This is a genomic window from Rhodococcoides kyotonense (genome assembly GCF_001645385.1).
GTDB lineage: Bacteria > Actinomycetota > Actinomycetes > Mycobacteriales > Mycobacteriaceae > Rhodococcoides > Rhodococcoides kyotonensis_B.
The window spans coordinates 24,846-45,702 of sequence record NZ_LVHI01000013.1 but is presented as its reverse complement, the minus strand read 5'-3'; the positions used below and the strand labels follow the sequence as shown (position 1 = coordinate 45,702).

The following is a 20,857-nucleotide window of genomic DNA, read 5'->3' as shown; positions in this document are numbered from 1 at the left end:
CTTGCGGATCTGCTCGCAGTGGTTCACGGACGCCCCGATCTAGTACGCGAATTGAACCAAGAGGTGATGCCGCTAACCGCATAGACGGACAAGAATGCGGTGCGCTTGAGGACGGTTAGCCTCGGCCCCGCTCGCACACTACGTGCAGACCGAAAAGAGTCGAGCCCCCGACTGGCAGGTCGAGGGCTCGAGGTGAAACGGAGAGCCAATCTTCGTTTCGGTGCTGCATTCCCCTGGAAGGGACAGACTATTGCTGGTCTCGTCTCAGGGTACCTCGCGCCCTGATGAAGGTTCAAGATCTAACGACCGTGTCGAGTCGACAGTCTCGACCCCCGACACTGTTTGGAGACGTCTGTCTCCATTAATGGCCGCTCGTCGGTCCATGCGCGTGTGGAGTGCTGCCAGCGGCAAGTTCGATACCTCGCGAAGTCTGACGAAACGCCTGCCGGCCGTGCCGGCCGCAGTGCCGATCTATACGCGCGGCCGCACGAACCTGCTGGTGCTGGACTTCGACGCAAAGCACCACATTCCAGAGCAGGTCGACGCCGACGTCGATCGGGCACTCGGATGGCTCCATGAATGCGGTGCACGCACCGTCACCGACCGCTCGACTAGTGGCGGCCGGCACGTTCTGGTCCCCATGGCCACCGACATCCCGCTGCGCGTCGACGACATCAAAGTGGTGCTGCAGCTTCTCGCTGCCCGCCTGACCACCCTGGACGCCACTCCGATGCTCAACGCAGACTGGGGATGCATCACTCCCCCCGGCTCACCCTGCCGCGAGGGCGGCTACCGGCTCCTCGACGGCGAGCTCGACGACGCAATTGACGCCTTCACCGTCCGGTCGGACCGCGGTGTCATCGCCCGCCTGATCGCTCTGCTGGGCGGTACAACCGCTCCGCGCCACCGAAGCCCAGTAGCCGCTGTCGCAGCCTCCCTCACCCAGGACGAACGGCTCGTCGGTGTCGGGCGCGATCGACGCTTGGACCCGCGTTTCCACCGCACCACACCGCTACCTGACGCCGTCGAGACGTACGCGGCCACCGGCAAGTTCACCACGGCGCTCAAAGCCCTCTGGACATCCCCTTCGGAAGCACGCCAGTCCGTCATCAGCCACGCCGTCCTGCGCGGTGCCAGCCTTGCGGACATCGAGAGGGCCATCGCCACCACAGAGTGGGCCGGCCTGCGGAACGCCTACGGCGAGAAGTACGGAACTCATTCAGCCGCAGCCCTGGAACGAGACGTGGACAAGGCCCTGACCTGGGCCGCGACGATCGTCCGCCCATTCCACCAACTCGCGCACAAGAACAGATACACAGGGGGGGATGGTTCTTTCCTGAAAGATCGAGTTCGTCGACAGTGGCTGGCGCACGCGAAGCTGTGGATCGACTCAGAATTTGTCGGTACCCGTCAACGCCCTGTCCTACTCGCAGTCGTGCAGGCGCTTGCTTACACCTCCGCTTTGGCCGGCGAATTGGTCGAGGGAGTTCCGGTGGTTTCCGTTGGCGGGCGGAGTCTGTCGCACGCCGCAGGGTTGATGTCGGAATCGACGGTGTGGAGTGCGTTGAGGCTGCTCAGAGAGGCTCCAGGGTCTCCCCTGCTGCTGGTTTCACGCGGCGCGGGTAGAGAGGCCGATCGGTACGCCCTGACGACCCCAGCGACGAGCAGGGGGCCAGGCCAGGTACATGTGGAACGGGCGAGGGTCGAGCCGGTGCATCCGGCGTGGAGCGTTCTCGGGTTACGCGGCCGAGCTGCCTACGAGCTGGTCAACAACGGCCTCACGACGAATGTCGATGATGTCTTCGCCGCTGCGATGTTGAGACCGTCGAACGGATACGCGATTCTGGCGGACCTCAGTGCCGCTGGACTCATCAAACGCACCGGGGGCACCCTGAGTGCCGGCGATACCTCGTTGGACGACGTCGCAGGCGCTCACGGCCTCGAAGCGTTGGCGAGCGAGCGGGTCATCAGACACCGAGCTGAGAGGTTGCTTTGGCAGGTCTGGCTCGAAAACCGTTTCGCGCCACCGCCACCGGACACGACCGTCGACGAACGAGAACCCGGCTGGTCGCCTCCGACCCCCACTCCCCCGCTCGATGAACGAGACTCCGAGTCCCTGTGGGCCGCACAAATGGCGGCTGGGCCTCCGTCGACGGACCCAGTTCTAGAAGCGCTCGATCTGCTCACTCACGAACTCGGTGCCGTGATCATCTGACTTCGTGATCCCGACAGCAGTACCTAAGTGGCGGTGATCGGGTAAGGAAAAGTGCGACTCTTCATGTACGGCGCTACTGCGCCGTTCTGCAACGTCGCGTGAGAATACGGAAGCTTCGCCAACCAAGTCAGGTTGCGACCGTGTGCGGGACCGTGCGCACCGCAGGCAACCGTCGCGGTGCTTCTTCAAGGTTGACGAGTTGTGCGCACCTACCCCTTCTGAATCCGAATTGCTCAGAACTCAGTGGTTCAGTAGGTCCGTAGGTCAGCAACGATTGGTCGCGTGGAGCAAGGGGGCGAACCCGTTCGGGAACTTGTGTCGGTGCGCTCGTGTCGTCAGGAAGTGTTAGTGCAAAAGCAAGCTTGACACTTGCAAAAGGGCTGGTCAGAGCTGATATCAGTAAGTACGGAGTAGCGTATCTACGGATTGGTTCCAAGGGTGAAATCGGTCCTGTGCGGGGCCTCGGATCCTGCCTTGCAACTGCCCGCAACAGGCGGCAATGCCTATCGAAAATGACTGAGAGTGCCTAACTCAGTAACTCAGTAACGTCACAACTCAGTAACGTTGTAATTCCGTGCACCGCAGAGCGCTGCACGAACCTCGTCCAGTACGGAACTCAGTAGATACGGAACTACGTATTTACGCGACTACGCACCTACGGATATACAAATCTACGTAACTCATGTGATACTGAACCCCGTAGCTACGGACCCGCGCAGTTGCGTGACTACGGACCTCCGTAATCAAGTAGCTCCGTACTTCAGTGACTGCGGAAGTCCGTAATCACGTAGTTCAGTAACTACGGACCTCCGTAGCTACGTATCCGTGAGTGGTTCGTGAAGCGAGCAAGCAAGCGGGTGGGTAGTCAAAGTCGTCGGCAGTGCAAACCCAGAGACCCAGGAAGTTGGGGAACCACCATGATTGTCATCGCAGTGATAAACCTGAAGGGCGGCTCGACAAAGACGACCAGCGCGGTCTTCCTTGCACACGCCTTGCATGAGGCGGGCTTGTCGACTCTCGGGGTCGATGCGGACGGCGAGAACGAATCGTTCCTACATTGGTCTACGTCCGCCGAGTTCCCGTTTCCAGTCATCGGAATGCCGGTCTCGAATCTCCATAAGAACCTTCCCGGCATCACAGAGGGCAAGTACGACGCGGTGGTGATCGATACGCCTCCGATGAAGGAACAGCGGGGGATCGTTCTATCGGCAGCCCGCATGGCCTCGCACGTACTGTGCCCGATGGCCCCAACGCCGATGGAGTACGACAGGCTGCCTGCCGTACGCGAGCTGCTGGCGGACGCAACGGACCTCAGGCAGGATGGCCAAACGCCCCTGCTCGGCGTTCTGTTCACACGCACCGTTCCAAATGCGGCAAGTACAGGTGTCTATCGCCAAATCATCACAGACGATGGTGTCCGAGTCCTGACGCCGACGGTAGGCCGGCGAGAGATGTTCGCACAGGCGTATGGCCAACCTGTCGACAACGCTGCGGACACGGCCTACGGAGACGCCGTAAACGAACTCTTCAGCATGGAAGGTGCGACACTATGAGCTCGGCAGCCGACAAGATTCGCGAGAACGCTCTAAGAGTTAAGGGCAACAACGAAAGTCGACGGGCGCAACCGGCTCAGCCTCAGCCAGTGAGCGAGTCTCAGGTACCCGAGGCAGGTCGCGATACGCTGCCCGCCGGCGAAGGCTCCACAGATGGCAAAACCACCCGCTCCTCAGCATCCGACACCGCACCTGAGGCTGCCCCTCGGCAGACACCTCCGGCGAGAACGCAACGTGCCCGTAAGGCCGAATCGAGCTCGGGGGCGCCGTTGATGTTTGCGCCCCGCCAAACGCCCGTCCGCCGCACTGTCGACCTCACCCCGGCCGCGCACAGCAAGCTTGACGATTGGCAACGGAAGACAGCCCGTGAGATCGGCGTGGCACGGGTGTCTGGTCAAGAGGTGCTGGCCACGCTCGTGGACGAGTTCCTCGAAAACCCGGACCTGGCCTCCGTGGTCAGGGATTCCATTTGGAGAAGACGACAATGACGGTTCTCAGTAATTCAGTACATCCGTAAGTACGCCGTTCGGCTTGAGGTCGCGTCCTGTTTGACGATCGTCTATCGAGATACCTCGAAGCCAGATCGTGTCAACTTCAGAAGACGGCTGCACTCTTTGCAGGCGTTTCGAGGGTGAGTGCAGTGGTCTTCTGACATTCTGATGTCAGAAGTGCGGTGCACGGTCGCACGCTCGGCTCTCGGTGACAGGGAGGCTTGTGGTGGACCCCGACAAGCTCGACGTCGTGGAGACCGGTGTGCTGACAGCGTCGGGGGAGCGGTGGTCCCAGGCCGAGGCCCGTTTCGCTGTCCTGGCTCCCTTGCTGGAGATGCATCCGGTGCGTTCGGAAGCGGTCGACGATGCCGCGCAACGGTTGGGATTGTCCAGGCGGCAGGTCTACACGTTGGTCGGCAGGCTCAGGAACGGGACGGGGACAGTCACCGATCTTCTGACGAAGGTCTCGTCGGGAGGGCGTGGCCGCAGCCGAGTAGCGGCTGAGGTCGAGGAAGTGATCGGCGATCATCTCACCCGCTATTTTCTTCACCGCCAGAAGCTGAGTGTCGCTGCACTGCACCGACGTATCGCGTTGGCGTGTCACCGCGCGGGTTTGCCAGTGCCGGCCAGAAATACCGTCACCGCGCGTATCGCCGCGCTCCATCCGGCATCGGTGGCCAGGTCACGCGGAGGACCCGATGCCGCCCGACCACGTCATTCCGCCGGCGACAGTCCACCGACGGTTGCGGGGATTCTCGATCAGGTCCAGATCGACCACACCGTCGTCGATCTGATGGTCGTCGACGAGTACGAGCGGCAACCGATCGGCCGCCCCTACCTGACGCTCGCCATTGATGTCTTCAGCCGTTCCGTACTCGGGTTCGTCGTCACTCTGGAGCCGCCGTCGTCGATATCGGTCGGGTTGTGCCTGGGCCGCGTGTGCTGCGAGAAGCAGACATGGCTGGAGGCATGCGAGCTCGCGGAGCAGGTGCAGTGGCCGATGGCAGGGAAACCGAAACAGTTGTATCTCGACAACGCCTCCGAGTTCAAAAGCGAAGCGCTGCGCCGCGGATGCGCCCAGCACGCCATCACACTCGAATACCGTCCTCCGGGCCGACCGCACTACGGCGGGATCGTCGAACGCATCATCGGAACGGCGATGACGGCGGTGCACGAGCTGCCTGGGACCACCTTCTCGAACCCAGCGGACCGAGGAAGTTACGACTCGGACAAGCACGCGGCGTTGACATTGCGTGAGTTGGAGCGCTGGCTGGTCCTGGCCATAGCCTCGTATCACGCGAGCGTTCACACAGGGATTGGGAACACTCCGGCCGCCGTGTGGGCCGGCGAGGTAGCCGCAGTTGGTCATGCCCCTCGTGTGGTGCTCGGCGAAACCGCGTTCCTGGTGGACTTTCTTCCCGTCATCCGGCGACGTCTGACGCGCACGGGCTTCGTTCTCGATCACGTGCACTACTTCTCGAACGCGCTCAAACCGTGGGTTGCGCGGCGAGAGGATTTGGGGCGGTTCGTGATACGACGTGACCCACGCGATTTGAGCAGAATCTGGGTCCTCGAACCAGACGGTGCCGGCTATGTCGAGGTGCCGTACCGGACGATGTCACATCCCGCGGTGACACTGTGGGAGCACAGAGCTGCTATCTCCCGTCTCCGCGAACAAGGTCGGTCGAACGTCGATGAGAGCGCACTGTTTTCGATGATCGAGCAGATGCGCGAGGTCACCGACCGCTCGCAGAAAGCCACCCGCAAAGCCCGGCGCAACCGTGCCCGCCGTACGCATCTCACCGGCGACGCCGCGTGTGCACCGATCCCGGCGATCCACCCGCCGGTGGAGCCTCGAGCGGACGGCGGCACCGCAACGCCGGTCTTCAGCGACATCGAGGAATGGTGACGCGATGACCGCATCGACAGGAAGCAGCGACGAACCCACCGAGTCGTCCAGCGAGGATTTTGGGCACCTGCGGGAGTCGGTTCGACCGCTCACCGCACTCGACGACGCGGACCGGATCCGGTCGATCCGGTCGGAGAGGTGGATCGGGTATCCGCAGGCCCGTACGGTCATCGACCATCTGGAGTCGTTGTTGTCGTGGCCGGACCGGCAGCGTATGCCGAACCTACTGTTGCTCGGTCCGACGAACAACGGCAAGTCGATGATCATCGAAAAGTTCCGGCGCACTCATCCGCCGATCAGCTTGTCCGACCGCGAGCAGATACCGGTGTTGTGCATGCAGATGCCCCCGGACCCGTCACCCGGCCGGTTCTACCTCGTACTGCTCACAGCGTTGGGAACACCGACCAGGCCCCGCAATCGGGTCCACGAACTCGAACAGCAAGCATTGATGCTGCTCCGCGCCACCGGCGTACGGATGTTGATCATCGACGAGCTCCACAATGTTCTCGCCGGCCGCGACAACGTCCGCCGCGAATTCTTGAACGTGCTGCGGTTCCTGGGCAACGAACTACGCATTCCTCTTGCCGCTGTCGGAACCCGCGACGCCTACCTCGCCATCCGGACCGATCCGCAGCTGGAGAACCGATTCCACCCCATGACTTTGCCGGTCTGGACCAACACTGCCGACACCAGATCACTGCTGGCCAGCTTCACCACGAGCTTCCCCCTCCGCAAACCCTCGCACCTGACATCACCGGAGATGACCGACTACCTCCTCACTCGCTGCGAGGGCACCATCGGTGAACTGACAACGCTGCTCACAGCCGCAGCAGTGACCGCCGTCGACAGTGGAGAGGAAGCGATCACCTCATCGGTGCTCACGCGCACTCCGTACCTCGGCCCCACGGAGCGACGCCGCCAGTTCGAACGCCACCTCGCGTGAACGCACGGCTCGCGGCGATGCCCGATGATGCGTACGTCCGCCCGTGGCCGCTGCACCCGCCGCCACTGCCAGGTGAGGTCCTCTCGTCCTGGTTGGCCCGGATATGCGAGCTGTATCCGCACATCAAGCCTTCTGATCTGTTTGCAGACCTCGATATCGATTGTGCTGTCGAGGATCTCGACCGCTACACACCGGAGCCGATCCTTGCCGAGCTGGCCGGTCGCGGCGCAGTCCCGGTAGAGAGGGTGCGGATGATGACGTTGGCGGGGTGGACACCGTGGCTGCTCGACAGTACCGACCCCGCCGACTGCGACTTCGACACCTACGTCCACCAATTCTCGATCCTGCTACCGGCCGACCTCGCGAGGCAGGATCGACGACGCCGCACACCCACAAGCGACGCATGGTTGCCGTGGGCGAGCACTCCGCGCAGTCGGGCATGCCCGGCATGTATCGACAGCCTCGAATCCACTGCTGATATCAACATGACTCTGCTGCATCAATATCCGGTGCTGAGCAGCTGCCTCGACCACCGTTGCCGACTCGAACCCTGCTCTGCTTTCCCTGGTCATGCGATCTTCTGGGATCAGGTCCGGTTCGGTTCGGACGAACGGGTCTCGCCCGTTCCGGTTCCCTCAGCGGTCACGGACCTCGATCGGCGCAGCACCGAGGCTCTGACGACGGGATGGGTGGAACTCGGCCCAGGCCGGGTACATGCCGCAGTGTGGTTTCGGCTTCTGCGCACCGTCGTCGACGAAGTGTCCTCGCCGCTGGTTCGCACCGGACGGTGGGCGACGAGGCTCGTTGCGATCTGGAGGGCCGCCGGTCGTTCTCGCCCGTTGCGGACAGCGTGGGTTCCGTTCGAGGACCTGCACTGGGACGAGCAGGCGAAAGTTCTCGAGGCTGCAGCGATCGGCATTGCGTTGGTCGAGAGCGGTGAGATCGATGCCGGCGGTGCGCACGCATCTCTGCTGCGCCCACGTCCCTATGAGCCGGTCGATCCTGGGACAGCTCCGACGCGCTCGTCTTATCCCGCACCCGAGCGGGATCTGTGGGCTGACGCGCACGCTGCGGCCGAGGCCGCCATCGCGGCGGCGCGCGTCGATCCCGCATCCGCCAGTTCGTTGTACAACTTCCTGCGCTGGGGGTGCCGCACCGCAGGGGAGCTCGATGAGACGGTGCAACTGTTCCTCGACCACGGGATCCCGTTGCAACATCCGCCGACATAGCTATCGCCCGATGGAGCGGGGTCGTCCGCGATGCACGCGCGGCGACAGCCGAGAAGCTCGTTGTCGCGCCGGGGTCATAGTCACCAACGTTATTTGTGCGGTGACCGACGAGAATTTTCCTTCCCGCACCATCATCGCGAAAAGGCCTGCTCAGCGTGTTTTCGGCTTGAGAAGTCTGTCGGAGGTGCTCGCTACAGTGCTTGTCATGGCAGATCGGCAGCTCGGTGAGGTCGGGGACGCGGATTCACTCGTCTCGGTGAGTGGTGTGGCAGTGTTCCCGGACCTACCGGTCGAGGTCGCTGCTCGGATAGAACAGTCGATCGCAGCTTCTCGTTCGGCCGGAACACGCCGTGCCTATGCCTCGGCGTGGAGGCGATTCGAGAACTGGTGCATCGTCCTCGGGCACCAGGCTTTGCCGGCGCATCCCGCAACGGTGGCGGCGTACCTCGTCGGCGCGGCCGACACGCTCACCGTCGACGGGACGCGGGCGTATGCGCCGTCGACGTTCGACAAATGGATCGCGGCGGTCGCGGACCGCCACCGCGCTACTGGACACGACAACCCGTGCGGGCACGAGATGGTCCGCGCCACCCTCTCGGGTATCCGGCGGGATTACGCGTCTGCGGGGGAGCGGCCCCGCAGACCCCGTGCCCCGCTCCTCACCGCTGACATCACTACGATCGTCGACCACGCCCGACGCACTGCAGCGGGCTGGGCGTCGGAGGTCCTCGAACGCCGCGACACCGCGCTATTGCTGATGGGCTACACCGGCGCATTCCGCCGCAGCGAACTCGTAGCGCTCGAATGCCGCGATGTCCACCGCGACCGCCTCGATGGTGCGCATGTACGTATCCGGAAGTCGAAGACCGACCAGGACGGCACCGGAACCGTGAAAGCACTCCCGTTCACCGCCCGCCACGAGTCATGCCCGGTCTGCGCGTGGGTGCGATGGCTGCAGATCGTCGCAGCGTTCGACACCGGCGGCAGAGTTGCTGTCATCCGAATACTGTCCCGCGCAGTGGAATTCGACTCCCATATCTGTCGCGGCACCCTTCCTGTGGTCGAGAAACGGTCCCCTCTGTTTCGGTCCGTCCGCAAGAACGGCAACCTCTCCGACACAGCCCTGTCCGGAGCCGCGGTGCACGCGGCGATCCGCCGCCGCGCTACTCGAGCTGGATACGACCCCGTCACCGTCGCTCAGCTCGGCGGGCATTCCCTCCGTTCCGGCTTCGTCACGCAAGCCTTCCGCAACGGAGCTGACGCGCATGCGATCATGCGCCAAACCGGGCACACCACACCCGCAATGGTCGAAACATACGCTCACGAGAATGCGCCACTGATCGGCAACGCCGTCACCGAGCTCGGCTTATGACCAGGCACCCGACCGAGCCAGTGACCGGCGACGGGACGACCGGGGCAGATGCTGACCACGACGACCGCCCTTGTCCGATACGACCAGCGGACATCACGAACACGTCGATACCGAGGCGGGATCGGCACACGTGGTCCCTGTTCGAGGACTGGTGCACCGCCCATGGCGAACCCTCACTGGCGGCCTCTCCGGAGTCGCTTGCTCGGTTTCTCCACGCGCACCCCGCCGCGCCGACGACCCAACGCCGTCGGATCGCGGTGATCGACATCGCTCATCATCGGCATCTATTACCTCCTCCGGGGTGTGCGGAGATCGTTCGGGCTGCGCTGGACGTGGCGCGTACGGCGCGCCTGCACGAGCTGGCAGCCGTGATCGGCGGTATCGTCGCCCGCCTCCCCGAATCCGGTTGGCCGTCAGAACAGTTCGCGCGGCGAGACGCCCTCGTCCTGATCTTCGCTTCGACCGGTCTGCCGTACACCCAGATCGCGGCCCTGCGGCACTGCGACGTCACCGCCGATCCGAGGATCGACGCCCTTCGTATCGACACAGGCCGCGGCGTCCGCACTGTCACTTCCCTCGCGCTGGCGGGGACGGGCATTTCTCCGCGCACGGTGTATCAGCGCTGGTGTGAGGTACTCGGCCATCAGACCCAGTATCCGAGCACCCGAATGCTCGCCGACGCTCTCGATGCCGTGGACGGCACCGGGCTCGGCGGATACGACCGGTATTTCGACCCGGCCGGGAAACAGCCGCTGTCGACTCCTATCGACCGGTGGGGCCACACCCCGTTGGCTGCGACCCCGCTGACCGCCCGTGCGGTCGCGGGCATCGTGCGAATGCACCTGGACGGACGGGCACCCACCCACCTGCAGTCCACTGCGCGGTCACAACATCCGGAGCAGATCGCGGCACCGGATCCAGTACCGCGGGTCCTACTTGACCCCGGCTACTACGAACGCGGAACGCTTGCGCGTAGACACGCCCACGGTCTTCTCGACGACGTGGACTCCGTCCTCGCCGATGTCGAAACCCGCGCGGACAGCCTGTTGGAAGCACTCGTCGACTTTCTCGAATCGGAGACCGCACGCGTACCGGCCGACACCGTCGAGTGACAAGTGGTTCGTACTCGGGTCTGCACACACTCTTCTTCTCACGGCAGGGAGGCGGTGACGTCTCCGAAATCTCCGAGATGAAGATCGACCAGGCCGCGAACGAACGATGCATCGATCTGACCCCGTCTGTGTGGTCTACGTCGAATCCGGGTCGTCCGAGAGTCGTGGGTTTCGGAAATCTCTCGGAGAGCGCCCGGTCCAGCGTTTGAAGGCATGAGAGAAGTTGGCGAGGTCGCTGTATCCGAGTTCAGAAGCGATCTCGCTGACCGAAACCGAGCGATCAAGGAGCCGTAGCATCGCGCGTTCGTACAGCAGCGATTGGCGCACCTTGCTATAGGTGGTTCCTTCTTCGGCAAGCCGCCGTTTCAACGTGCTGCTGGACATTGACAATGCTTGTGCAACATCATGGTTGGTTCGCTGTCCGAGGTCCTTTTCCAACAGTTGCCTCACCTTCTCGGCGGATGACATGGACCCACTCCGATGGGCGAGTGTCCGCTGCAGATCAGTGATAGCGAGACGATATGCGAGAGGGTCCGAGAACCGACAAGCCTTGTTTAGTGTGTCCTCGGGTACGTGGACGAAGGAAATCGGAGCGTCGAAGAACCGGCGATTCGCCGGACCTTTGTCGTGGCTCACCTCGGTCGGCTCCGGCCAGCTCAGATGGAGTGTCACCGGCGATATGTCACCGGCGAGCATGTCCAGCAGTCGTAATAACGCCGACCCGCCGTAGGTGATGACCAAGCAGTCCAGTGCGGAATCGCCTGTGTGCGCAGTGAGCCCGACGATCAGACCGTAGTCGCCAGTGTGGAACTGCGATTTCAACGCCGTGGAGATCAATGGCAGGTATGTCAGGAGATCGACGATCTCGGCGACCGAACCAGCGCTGATCAAAGGTGAACTCAGGGGCCCGAACGATGTCAACTGGGCCTGCTCGGCAAACGCAAATCCGAGTCGAGTGGCCTGGGCGATATCGAGTTCGGGATAGACCTCCCGAAACCACCGTATCGGCGCCTGGACGTCATGCTGAATGAGCGTCGCTTCACTGGTTCCTTCGCGGTGCATGATCGCGCGAAGGCGCGCGGCGGCGTCAGGGTCGAGTGCGCGGCGTTCGAGCAGCTGCACGAACGCAAGCGGTGGCACGCCCTCATCGCTCAGCTTCACGGTGATTCCTTTGACCCGAATTCACAAGTTTATGACTCCACCGAACATAGCCGTCACCCGCGTTTGCGACGACACTTTCGTCAATCACGCCGGAAAACGAGGAGTTGACATGGCAGCTGTAACTTTCGTCGCCCACGATGGTGAGAAGCACGAGGCGGCTCTGGTCGAAGGTCGATCGTTGATGCAGATTGCAACCGACAATGCTGTGCCGGGGATCGATGGAGACTGTGGGGGCGAAACGGCCTGTGGCACCTGCCATGTGATCGTCGACCCGCAGTGGTCAGGAGAGGTGGGTCTGTCCGGCGCCGACGAGGAGGAGATGCTGGCGATGAACCCCGAGCGTGAACCCACGTCTCGGTTGTCGTGCCAGATGGTGGCCTCGGAAGCGTGGGATGGCCTGATCGTTCGAACACCTGAATTCCAATTGTGATGTGTGAAAGGCAGGCACGACAGCATGAAAGTTTCTGAGTCGATCACCGACAAGGTCCAGTCGACCATCCCTATAGGGCTGCAGATCCAGGGCGCTCATCTGTACGACAAGACCCGACGGTGGGTGACTGGCACGAATGGCAAGAAGATCTTCGTCGAAAGTCCCATTCCACCGGTCGAGGATGTCGAGCTCGCCGACATCGACCTCAGTAACCCCTTTCTTTACAGACAAGGGCGGTGGCAGTCGTACTTCGAGCGCGTGCGGAACGAGGCACCGGTTCATTACCAACCCAACAGTCCGTTCGGCCCGTTCTGGTCGGTCACGCGCCATGCCGATATCGTGGCCGTCGACAAGAACCACGCTGTGTTCTCGGCCGAACCGTTCATCGTCATCGGCGTCCCGCCCCGGTTTCTCGATATCGAGATGTTCATCGCGATGGACCCGCCACGCCACGACAAGCAGCGCGCTGCCGTCCAGGGGGTTGTCGCACCGAAGAACCTCCGGGAGATGGAGGGACTGATCCGATCGCGGGTACGGGAGGTATTGGACGACCTCCCCTTGAACGAGCCGTTCGACTGGGTGCAGAATGTCTCGATCGAGTTGACAGCTCGGATGCTCGCAACTCTTTTGGATTTCCCCTACGAACAACGCCGCAAACTCGTCTACTGGTCCGATTTGGCAACCTCGATGGAGCAAGCCAACGGTGGGCCCTCGGACAACGACGAGGTGTTCGAGGGCATGCGTGACATGGCCCGTGGCCTCAGCGCTCTCTGGCATGACAAAGCAGCCAGGAGGTCTGCAGGGGAAGAGTCCGGTTTCGATCTGATCACCATGTTGCAGAGCAACGAGGACACCAAGGATCTGATCGATCGTCCGATGGAATTTCTGGGCAACCTCGTCCTGCTGATCGTCGGTGGGAACGACACGACGCGTAACTCGATGAGCGGTGGCGTTCTTGCGTTGAACCAATTCCCCGACCAGTTCGAGAAATTGAAGGCCAATCCCGATTTGATCCCCAACATGAACTCGGAAATTATCCGATGGCAAACACCCTTGGCGTACATGCGCCGAATCGCCAAAGCCGACACCGTTCTGAACGGACAATTCATCCGCAAGGGTGACAAATTGGTGATGTGGTATGCCTCGGGTAACCGCGACGAACGCGTTTTCGAGAATCCTGATGATTTCATCATCGATCGTGCCAATGCGCGCAATCACATCGCGTTCGGATTCGGTGTACACCGGTGTATGGGCAATCGGCTGGCCGAAATGCAGCTGCGGATTCTGTGGGAGGAGTTGCTTCCCCGCTTCGAGAACATCGAGGTCGTCGGCGACCCCGAGTATGTTCAGTCGAATTTCGTGCGGGGCATCAGCAAGATGATGGTGCGCCTGACGCCTACTTCCAGCGCATGACATCGCAACGGGCGATCATCGTCGGCGCAAGCCATGCTGGGGCACAACTGGCAGCTAGTTTGCGCCAAGAAGGTTGGGCAGGCGAGATCGTCCTCATCGGTAACGAGTCTGCCGCTCCCTATCAACGCCCCCCGCTGTCGAAGGCATACCTGGCGGGCAAATGCGTACTCGACGATATCGCCATTCGCAGCACGGACTTCTACTCCAAGCAAGGTATTCAGCTCCTGAACGCGCAGGTGGAGGCCATCGTTCGGTCGGAGGGCGACGTCGTTCTCGACACCGGGGAGAAGCTGGCCTACGACAAGCTCGCGCTGTGCACGGGAGCCCGCCCTCGTCGGCTCACCGTTCCCGGGGCCGATCTCCACGGGGTCTACTACCTGCGCACCGCAGCGGACGTCGAGAGGATCCGTATGGCCACCGGCCCTGGCCGGCGGGTGGTGATCGTCGGAGGCGGCTACATCGGACTCGAGACAGCGGCATCGCTGCGCGCACTGGGCGTACAGGTCACAGTCCTCGAGGCAACTGGGCGTGTGCTCGAGCGGGTCACTGCTCCCGAGGTATCGACGTTCTTCGAGCGGATACATCGCGAGCAGGGAGTCGACATCAGAACGAACGCGATGGTCGAAGGCCTGTCCGGTGACCGTGAGGTTCGTGAAGTCAGTTTGGCCAGCGGGGAATCGATCCCCGCAGATCTGGTCATCGTCGGTGTCGGCGTCGAGCCGAACACCGACCTCGCCGCCGATGCGGGTCTTGTCATCGACAACGGCATCGTGATCGACGATCACACTCGGACCAACGACCCCGACATCATGGCGGCGGGGGACTGCGCGAGCCACGACATGGCCCGTTACGGCCGTCGACTACGGTTGGAGTCCGTCTCGAGCGCAGGAGAGCAGGCCAAAGTCGCTGCCTCGACCGCCTGCGGGAAGTCCAGAAAAATCGAAGCGTTGCCGTGGTTCTGGTCAGATCAGTATCACTTCAAGCTGCAGATCGCCGGCCTCAACACTGGATACGACGAAGTGGTTCTCAGCGGTGACCCCACCCGCGACAGTGATTTCAGTTGCTTCTATCTCCAGGCCGGTGAGCTCATTGCCGCCGACTGCATAGGTCGCCCGCGCGAGTTCATGTACAGCAAACGGGTGATCGCCCAGCGACTCCCCGTCCAACGCGAAGACCTGATGCTCGGCGGACTCGCGCGCAACTGACCGATCCTTCGGTCGTTGTGCACACAACAGCAACCGGTTTGCTCAGAAAAGGGAACATCAGCGATGACCATGACAGACCGCCCGCCCGGAGCACATACTACGCAGCCACCACACGCGTACCTGGGAGCAACGGACTTCCTCGACATCGAGCACGAATCCGTGCGGGCGTTCACCGCCGCGGCAATCGGAGATGCGAGCAGCGACCGTGACAAGGCCAGACGCCTCTTCGCCGCCGTCCGCGACCAGATCTGGTACGACCCGTACACCGTGTCGGATGATCCGGCCCACTATCGAGCGAGCTTCGTCCTCGAGACCGGGCGCGCTTACTGCGTCCCGAAGGCGGTGCTGTTGACCGCAGTGTGCCGGGCGGCGGGTATCCCGGCACTGCTCGGCTTCGCCGACGTCCGAAATCACCTGCAGACCGAGACGTTGCGCGCGCTGATGGGCGGCACCGACCTGTTCGTCTACCACGGCTACAGTCGCCTCTACATCGAGGGCCGGTGGTTGAAGGCCACGCCGGCATTCAATGTCGAGTTGTGCGCTCGTTTCGGCGTGCCGCCAGTGGAATTCGACGGCGATCGCGATGCTCTCATGCATGCCTTCACCGCAGACGGAGCTCAGCACATGGAGTATGTCCGCGAGCGAGGAGTCTTCGACGACCTACCCTTGAACGCGATCTTGACGGTGCTTCGGCACGCCTACGGCCCCACGATCTTCACGGGCGCTCACCCACTCGATGATGTTTTCACCGGCCGCACCCGGCCGGACGAAACTCCCGGGGATCGAAACTCGCCGCGGGAGTCTCGATGAACACAAGCGGTGAGAACATACGCGCCGAACCCCGTATCGCGGCCGACTGCCGATCGGTCGGAGCTCTCTCCGCGAACAATCGCGATCGTGAACACTCGGACCGCCTCGGACACCTTCGAATCGGGTGAGCCGATACCTGCTGGCAGAGCTGTGCCACATGACTGTCTCGTCGCCGCGGCCGTGGTAAGGCCGACACCGGAAGTTGCACCGAACAGACGAGACCCGTTCTGCCGCTGGGGTTGCGGCTGCGGGCGATGAACGACCGATCCGAACGCCTCCCCGGGCACGAGACGACGTGCGATACCCATATCCCTCTCCCGTGTGCGCAGCCGCTACCGCGAGAGCGGGCCGACAGGCGTCTACCGATGTCTCTCATCTATGCAAGGAGCGCAGCATGACGAACAACGCACCTCACACCCCCGCCAGGACGGTGGCGATCACAGGTGGAGCTCGCGGCATCGGCTATCAGACAGCGAAGGAGTTGATTCGACGAGGCCACCGGGTCGCCATCGGCGACATCGACGAGGCACGTGCGAAGGAGGCCGCCGCCGAACTCGGGGTGAAGGTCGTCACCCGACTCGACGTCACCGAACCTGACTCGTTCACAACGTTTCTGGACCTGGTCGAACGTGAACTCGGACCCCTCGACATCCTGATCAACAACGCGGGCATCATGCCTACCGGCCACGCCCACGAAGAGGACGATGCAGTAACCCGGCGGCAAGTCGAGATCAACGTCCTGGGTGTCATCTTCGGGACCAAACTGGCTCTTCAGCGCATGCTGCCGCGCCGCACCGGACACATCATCAACACTGCGTCATTGGCCGGCGAGCTCGCGGTACCTGGTTTGGCGACCTACTGCGCTACCAAGTTCGCAGTCATCGGATTCACAGAGGCCGCACGACTGGAGTACCGCAAGTCAGGGGTTCGACTGTCCACAGTCCGCCCGACGTTCACCAACACCGAACTCGTCGCCGGAACCGCCGGCGCAAAGGGATTACGCAACGCCGAGCCGGAGGAGATCGCCCGCGCGACAGCAGATCTGATCGAGAATCCACGCCCCTTCGTCCGCGTCACCCGTCTCGCAGGCGCAATGGTCGCGGCGGTGAAATTCGTCCCTGGGCGTCTGGCGACCGGACTGGGTGCGGCCCTGAACACAGATTCGGTGTTCCTCGCGGACGTGGACATGGCTGCTCGCCGAACGTATCTCGACAGAATCCGGAACAGCTGAGCGTGCCGACACGCGCGCTCGACCAACCACCCGAAAGGCAGTCACAGTGACCCCCACGACTCTGATCGAGAACTATCCCCACCGGATGGGAGGGCACTGCGGGTCAGGTGCAATGCGAGACCTTCTCCAGTGGCACGGTCTGGGATGGGACGGACCACCCGACGAGGGGTTGGTGTTCGCACTGGGTGGTGATCTGGGTTTGTCCTACCTGCGATCGGACGACCTGGTCCCACCGATGTACCTGGTCGGCCGCGGTGCCGACTTCGAGATCGACTTGCCGCGCAGGCTCGGCGGACAAGTCGAGGTTCTCACGACCGACGATCCCGGTGAGGGATGGTCATGGGTTCGCGACGACATCGATGCGGGACGACCCAGTCTGGTCTGGGCCGATATCGCTGAGCTGCCCTACTTACGGGTGAAACTGCAGATGAGTCGCCACGACATCGTGGTGATCGGCTACGACGAGATCGGGGGGACTGCCTCGGTCGTCGACAACGATCGGGCCGACGTGCAGGAGATCCCGCTCGACGCGCTCGCTCGGGCGCGATCTTCCACCTCGTTCCCGCAACCGACACGTCACTGCACGTACCGAATCGCATGGCCGCAGACACTGCCGCCCGTGTCGACTGCCGCGGCCGCGGCCTTCGCCCGATCCGCCGCCAGCATGCGCGCCCCATCGACACCGGGAATAGCCGACCACGTACCAGCAGCCGGTGCCGAAGGATTGGCCGCGGTCGACCAGCTGGCAACCGACGTCAAGAGCTGGGTCGACCTTCCGCCCGATGACCTCGAGACGCTGCTGTTCAGTCTCGGTATCTTCATCGAAAAGGCCGGAACCGGAGGCGGGCTCTTTCGTCGGCTTCTCGCCGACGGCTGTACCGAGATTGCACGTCTGACCGGTGATCCCGCTACCGCAGACCTCGCGGCGGCCGCCGATCACTGCGCCCAGGCCTGGACCGAAACTGCCCGCGCCGGAACACAACGCGGTCTCGATGTACGAACACGCGCAGCTGCGGTGGCCGTGTCGGCTGCCGGTCTGCCTGCACTCGAGCTGATCCTGGTGGAGTCCCTGGAGTCTGCTTCACGCTCGCTGTCCGCCATCACGAGATGATGCCCATCGTCGTTCGACGGCGCGCGGTGAACGGCGCATCGCACTGTGCTGCAGCCGCTCGTGTCGGATCGCCCCAGGCGTGCGGAGGCACCGAACGACCGAAGAGTTGCCGGACGGAACAGTCGGACGCCTCTCGGTGGACGCTGTATCGATGCCGTGTCGTTGCTCGGCAACAGACCCTGATCCCTGCCTCACGCCGACAGCAATTCAGCCGCCGACGGGAGCTGTCGATGTTTCGCGGTCACCGTTTTCGGCTCGGCGGCCGCGTCGTGTGCGCTATCGGGCCGAGCGGTGCGTTGAGTGAGAACACTCCCGCTCGTGGTAATCATGGCGGGGGCGAGTGCGCCGACCGGTCGGACGAACGCCCGACCGGACGCTGCGGTGCAGGCCGAGCGCGCGAAGACGCGACAGACTCGGCACGGTTTCACGACAGAGAGGTCCGACCATGAAAAGAATTCCGGACGAGGTCAGCGGGTCGGCCGGCCCCGCTATCGAGAACTGGGCGCGCTCGTTCTGGAGCACGACTTCCGAGTCGCCTGATCTACCGCCCCACCACCCCGACTGTCTTGGTTGTGGGCCGGAGAACCCGCACGGCCACGCCTTGTCGGTCCAGCGTGACGAGAACGGCGTGGTGGCTCACCATGTGTTCGATCAACGTCATGTCGGGGCACCCGGGATAGCACACGGCGGCGCGGTGGCGACCGTTCTCGACGATCTGTTCGGCTTTTTGCTCTACACAGTGGGTGAGCTCGCCGTGACGCGGCGTCTCGAGCTCGACTACCTAGCGCCGGTTCTGCTCGGCACTCCATACGTATTGCGTGCTGCCGTTCGGTCTCGTGATGGGCGCAAACTGGATCTCACGGCCACGATGGACGATGCGCAGGGCCGCTCCGTAGCCACCGCTACTGCCCTGTTCGTGGTGGTCGAGGTCGAACACTTCATGCAGTCCCAAGCCCGAGCCCAACTCCGGGCCACAGACACGAATCACACCGAAGAATAGACACCCTGGCCGACCTTCACCGACGTCCATCACCCGCGGTGGCTGTCGTACGGCTGCGTCTACCTGGCGCAAAGACGGCGAGGACGAGTGCCCCAGCGGCGGTCAGCGCCGCCAACGACAGCGTCGCCTGACCACTTCCGTGTACGAATGCGGCTCTGGCGAACTCGGCCAGCGGCTGACCAGCTGGTCCTGCGCGGTCGGCGACCTGTAACGCGGCGGCCAGAGAATCGGCCACCGGACCACGGGCAGGCTCGGGTAGCTGGGGCAGAGCCGGCTGAATGTGCTGAACGTAACCGGCCGCGAGCACGCTACCGGCTACCGCAATCCCAATCGCGGCACCGATTTCGCGAGCTGCGTCGTTGACCGCGGCAGCCACCCCGTGCTTGGCCTCAGGAGTGTCCGAGACGATGGCGAAAGTCGCAGGGGCGGTACACAACCCCAAACCCGCGCTCATGATGAGCAAGGGCCACAGCAGGTCAGGGTAAGTCGCCGCGACGGTCAGTCTGCTCACCATCACCAGTCCCGCCGCGATGGTGAGCAGACCTACAGTGGTCATCACCCGCAGCCCAACAATGTTCGACAGCCAGGGTGCAATCACCGAGATCACGATGAGCGGCACGACCATAGGGGTCAACGCCAACGCGGCGGTGAGCGGTCCATAACCGAGAATCAACTGCAGATACTGCACCAACAGCAAGAACACCCCGAAGGTCACCAGAAATTGGATACAGACCGACAGTGCGCCGGCACCGAAACCACGGCGGGCGAACAACCGGACATCGAGTAGGGGTGCCGAGGAACGTAGTTCTACGACGACGAACACCACAACCGCGAACAAGCCCACCGCAGTGCTGATGGCGACGAGCGAATCCGACCAGCCACGGGCCGGAACCTCGATCACAGCGAAGACGATCGCCCCGACCGCGACCACTACGGTCACCGCGCCCACCCAATCGACCGGTGGATGCTCCTGTTGGCGGGACTCCGCGATACTGCATGCCAACCCGGCCAGAACCGCTCCGGCGACGGTCAACCCGACGAACACCGAGGTCCACGACCACTGCTCGAGCAGCACACCAGCCCCGAGGATGCCCAGGACAGCCCCGGATCCAGCAACCCCGGCCCACACACCTACAGCGCGACCGCGATGCGCCGGTGGAAATCCCGCGGTCAGTATCGACAGCGTCGAGGGCATGACCAGCGCCGCACCCGCCCCAGCCAACGCGCGAGCAGCGATCAGCCACGCCGGGTCGGCGAGAAACAAGGGCAATGCCGACGCGAAAGCGAACAACGCCAACCCCGCCACGAGCACCCCGCGGCGACCGTACCGGTCACCGATCGCACCGGCAGGCAGAACGAAGCACGCCAATACCAGCGTATAACCGTCGACTATCCAGGTCAGTTGAGCTTGCGTCGCCTCTGTCGCGACCGCGATCTGTGGCAACGCTGAATACAATGCCGCCATTGCGGCCACCACCAACGCGACCGCCATGCACGACACAATCAACATCCACCACTGGGCACCGCTCCATCGAGCGACGCTGGCAGAGTCGGATCTACGTTCGTTCAACGGCCAGCCTCCCAGTTCGAGACTGATCGTCTCGGTACGAGACTATTAGTATCATAACTTTGCGGGTGTGACAGAATGGTCAAGCGAGGACATGTTTTGTCA

Annotated in this window: 16 protein-coding genes; 14 read left to right on the top strand and 2 right to left on the bottom strand. The window is 63.0% G+C overall.

Annotated elements, in window-relative coordinates; genetic code table 11:
- Positions 1 to 451 precede the first annotated feature (451 nt).
- From A3K89_RS12695 to A3K89_RS12660, 7 genes are all read left to right on the top strand, one after another.
- A complete protein-coding gene (locus A3K89_RS12695; protein ID WP_157105312.1) occupies positions 452 to 2,215 on the top strand; it encodes a hypothetical protein in 1,764 nt (587 codons plus the stop codon).
- Between the two features lie 917 nt (positions 2,216 to 3,132).
- On the top strand, positions 3,133 to 3,768 hold the full coding sequence (locus A3K89_RS12690; RefSeq protein ID WP_068426372.1) for a ParA family protein: 636 nt from the start codon (positions 3,133 to 3,135) through the stop codon (positions 3,766 to 3,768).
- A gap of 717 nt (positions 3,769 to 4,485) precedes the next feature.
- The gene (locus A3K89_RS12680) at positions 4,486 to 6,168 is read left to right on the top strand and encodes a Mu transposase C-terminal domain-containing protein (RefSeq protein WP_068426371.1); all 1,683 of its coding nucleotides are present in this window, start codon (positions 4,486 to 4,488) and stop codon (positions 6,166 to 6,168) included.
- Positions 6,169 to 6,172: 4 nt separating this feature from the next.
- Complete coding sequence (locus A3K89_RS12675; RefSeq protein WP_068426368.1) at positions 6,173 to 7,111, top strand: TniB family NTP-binding protein; 939 nt, start codon at positions 6,173 to 6,175, stop codon at positions 7,109 to 7,111.
- On the top strand, positions 7,108 to 8,340 hold the full coding sequence (locus A3K89_RS12670) for a TniQ family protein (protein ID WP_167674291.1): 1,233 nt from the start codon (positions 7,108 to 7,110) through the stop codon (positions 8,338 to 8,340). Before A3K89_RS12675 ends, A3K89_RS12670 begins: the two co-directional genes overlap by 4 nt.
- A gap of 205 nt (positions 8,341 to 8,545) precedes the next feature.
- Positions 8,546 to 9,712: a site-specific integrase gene (locus A3K89_RS12665; protein WP_037146834.1), complete on the top strand. Its 1,167-nt coding sequence runs from the start codon at positions 8,546 to 8,548 to the stop codon at positions 9,710 to 9,712.
- A 257-nt stretch (positions 9,713 to 9,969) separates the two neighbouring features.
- A complete protein-coding gene (locus tag A3K89_RS12660; RefSeq protein ID WP_242640281.1) occupies positions 9,970 to 10,824 on the top strand; it encodes a recombinase in 855 nt (284 codons plus the stop codon).
- A gap of 135 nt (positions 10,825 to 10,959) precedes the next feature.
- Here the strand turns inward: A3K89_RS12660 and A3K89_RS12655 are convergent, their stop codons facing one another.
- Positions 10,960 to 11,985 carry a helix-turn-helix domain-containing protein gene (locus A3K89_RS12655; protein ID WP_037146831.1) on the bottom strand — a complete coding sequence of 342 codons (1,026 nt, stop codon included), beginning with the start codon at positions 11,983 to 11,985 and terminating at the stop codon, positions 10,960 to 10,962.
- Positions 11,986 to 12,094: 109 nt separating this feature from the next.
- On the opposite strand from A3K89_RS12655, the gene A3K89_RS12650 reads away from it, so the two are divergent.
- From A3K89_RS12650 to A3K89_RS12615, 7 genes are all read left to right on the top strand, one after another.
- On the top strand, positions 12,095 to 12,415 hold the full coding sequence (locus A3K89_RS12650; RefSeq protein ID WP_037146828.1) for a 2Fe-2S iron-sulfur cluster-binding protein: 321 nt from the start codon (positions 12,095 to 12,097) through the stop codon (positions 12,413 to 12,415).
- Positions 12,416 to 12,439: 24 nt separating this feature from the next.
- On the top strand, positions 12,440 to 13,828 hold the full coding sequence (locus tag A3K89_RS12645) for a cytochrome P450 (protein ID WP_027498265.1): 1,389 nt from the start codon (positions 12,440 to 12,442) through the stop codon (positions 13,826 to 13,828).
- Positions 13,825 to 15,033, top strand: a complete 1,209-nt coding sequence (locus A3K89_RS12640) for an NAD(P)/FAD-dependent oxidoreductase (protein WP_068426367.1) — start codon at positions 13,825 to 13,827, stop codon at positions 15,031 to 15,033. Before A3K89_RS12645 ends, A3K89_RS12640 begins: the two co-directional genes overlap by 4 nt.
- Positions 15,034 to 15,102: 69 nt before the next feature.
- Positions 15,103 to 15,843, top strand: coding sequence for a transglutaminase-like domain-containing protein (locus tag A3K89_RS12635; protein ID WP_037147416.1), 741 nt, complete (start codon positions 15,103 to 15,105; stop codon positions 15,841 to 15,843).
- 394 nt (positions 15,844 to 16,237) lie between these two features.
- The gene (locus A3K89_RS12630) at positions 16,238 to 17,074 is read left to right on the top strand and encodes an SDR family oxidoreductase (protein WP_037146825.1); all 837 of its coding nucleotides are present in this window, start codon (positions 16,238 to 16,240) and stop codon (positions 17,072 to 17,074) included.
- A 46-nt stretch (positions 17,075 to 17,120) separates the two neighbouring features.
- Positions 17,121 to 18,185: a BtrH N-terminal domain-containing protein gene (locus A3K89_RS12625; RefSeq protein WP_037146824.1), complete on the top strand. Its 1,065-nt coding sequence runs from the start codon at positions 17,121 to 17,123 to the stop codon at positions 18,183 to 18,185.
- Between the two features lie 445 nt (positions 18,186 to 18,630).
- A complete protein-coding gene (locus A3K89_RS12615) occupies positions 18,631 to 19,185 on the top strand; it encodes a PaaI family thioesterase (protein WP_008720413.1) in 555 nt (184 codons plus the stop codon).
- 16 nt (positions 19,186 to 19,201) lie between these two features.
- Here the strand turns inward: A3K89_RS12615 and A3K89_RS12610 are convergent, their stop codons facing one another.
- The gene (locus A3K89_RS12610; protein WP_371828803.1) at positions 19,202 to 20,677 is read right to left on the bottom strand and encodes an MFS transporter; all 1,476 of its coding nucleotides are present in this window, start codon (positions 20,675 to 20,677) and stop codon (positions 19,202 to 19,204) included.
- Positions 20,678 to 20,857 lie beyond the last annotated feature (180 nt).

Coding starts and splice junctions, on each gene's coding strand:
- A3K89_RS12690 (WP_068426372.1), top strand. CDS start 3,133: ATGATTGTCATCGCAGTGATAAACCTGAAGGGCGGCTCGACAAAGACG.
- A3K89_RS12675 (WP_068426368.1), top strand. CDS start 6,173: ATGACCGCATCGACAGGAAGCAGCGACGAACCCACCGAGTCGTCCAGC.
- A3K89_RS12665 (WP_037146834.1), top strand. CDS start 8,546: ATGGCAGATCGGCAGCTCGGTGAGGTCGGGGACGCGGATTCACTCGTC.
- A3K89_RS12650 (WP_037146828.1), top strand. CDS start 12,095: ATGGCAGCTGTAACTTTCGTCGCCCACGATGGTGAGAAGCACGAGGCG.
- A3K89_RS12645 (WP_027498265.1), top strand. CDS start 12,440: ATGAAAGTTTCTGAGTCGATCACCGACAAGGTCCAGTCGACCATCCCT.
- A3K89_RS12640 (WP_068426367.1), top strand. CDS start 13,825: ATGACATCGCAACGGGCGATCATCGTCGGCGCAAGCCATGCTGGGGCA.
- A3K89_RS12635 (WP_037147416.1), top strand. CDS start 15,103: ATGACAGACCGCCCGCCCGGAGCACATACTACGCAGCCACCACACGCG.
- A3K89_RS12630 (WP_037146825.1), top strand. CDS start 16,238: ATGACGAACAACGCACCTCACACCCCCGCCAGGACGGTGGCGATCACA.
- A3K89_RS12615 (WP_008720413.1), top strand. CDS start 18,631: ATGAAAAGAATTCCGGACGAGGTCAGCGGGTCGGCCGGCCCCGCTATC.
- A3K89_RS12610 (WP_371828803.1), bottom strand. CDS start 20,677: ATGGCGGTCGCGTTGGTGGTGGCCGCAATGGCGGCATTGTATTCAGCG.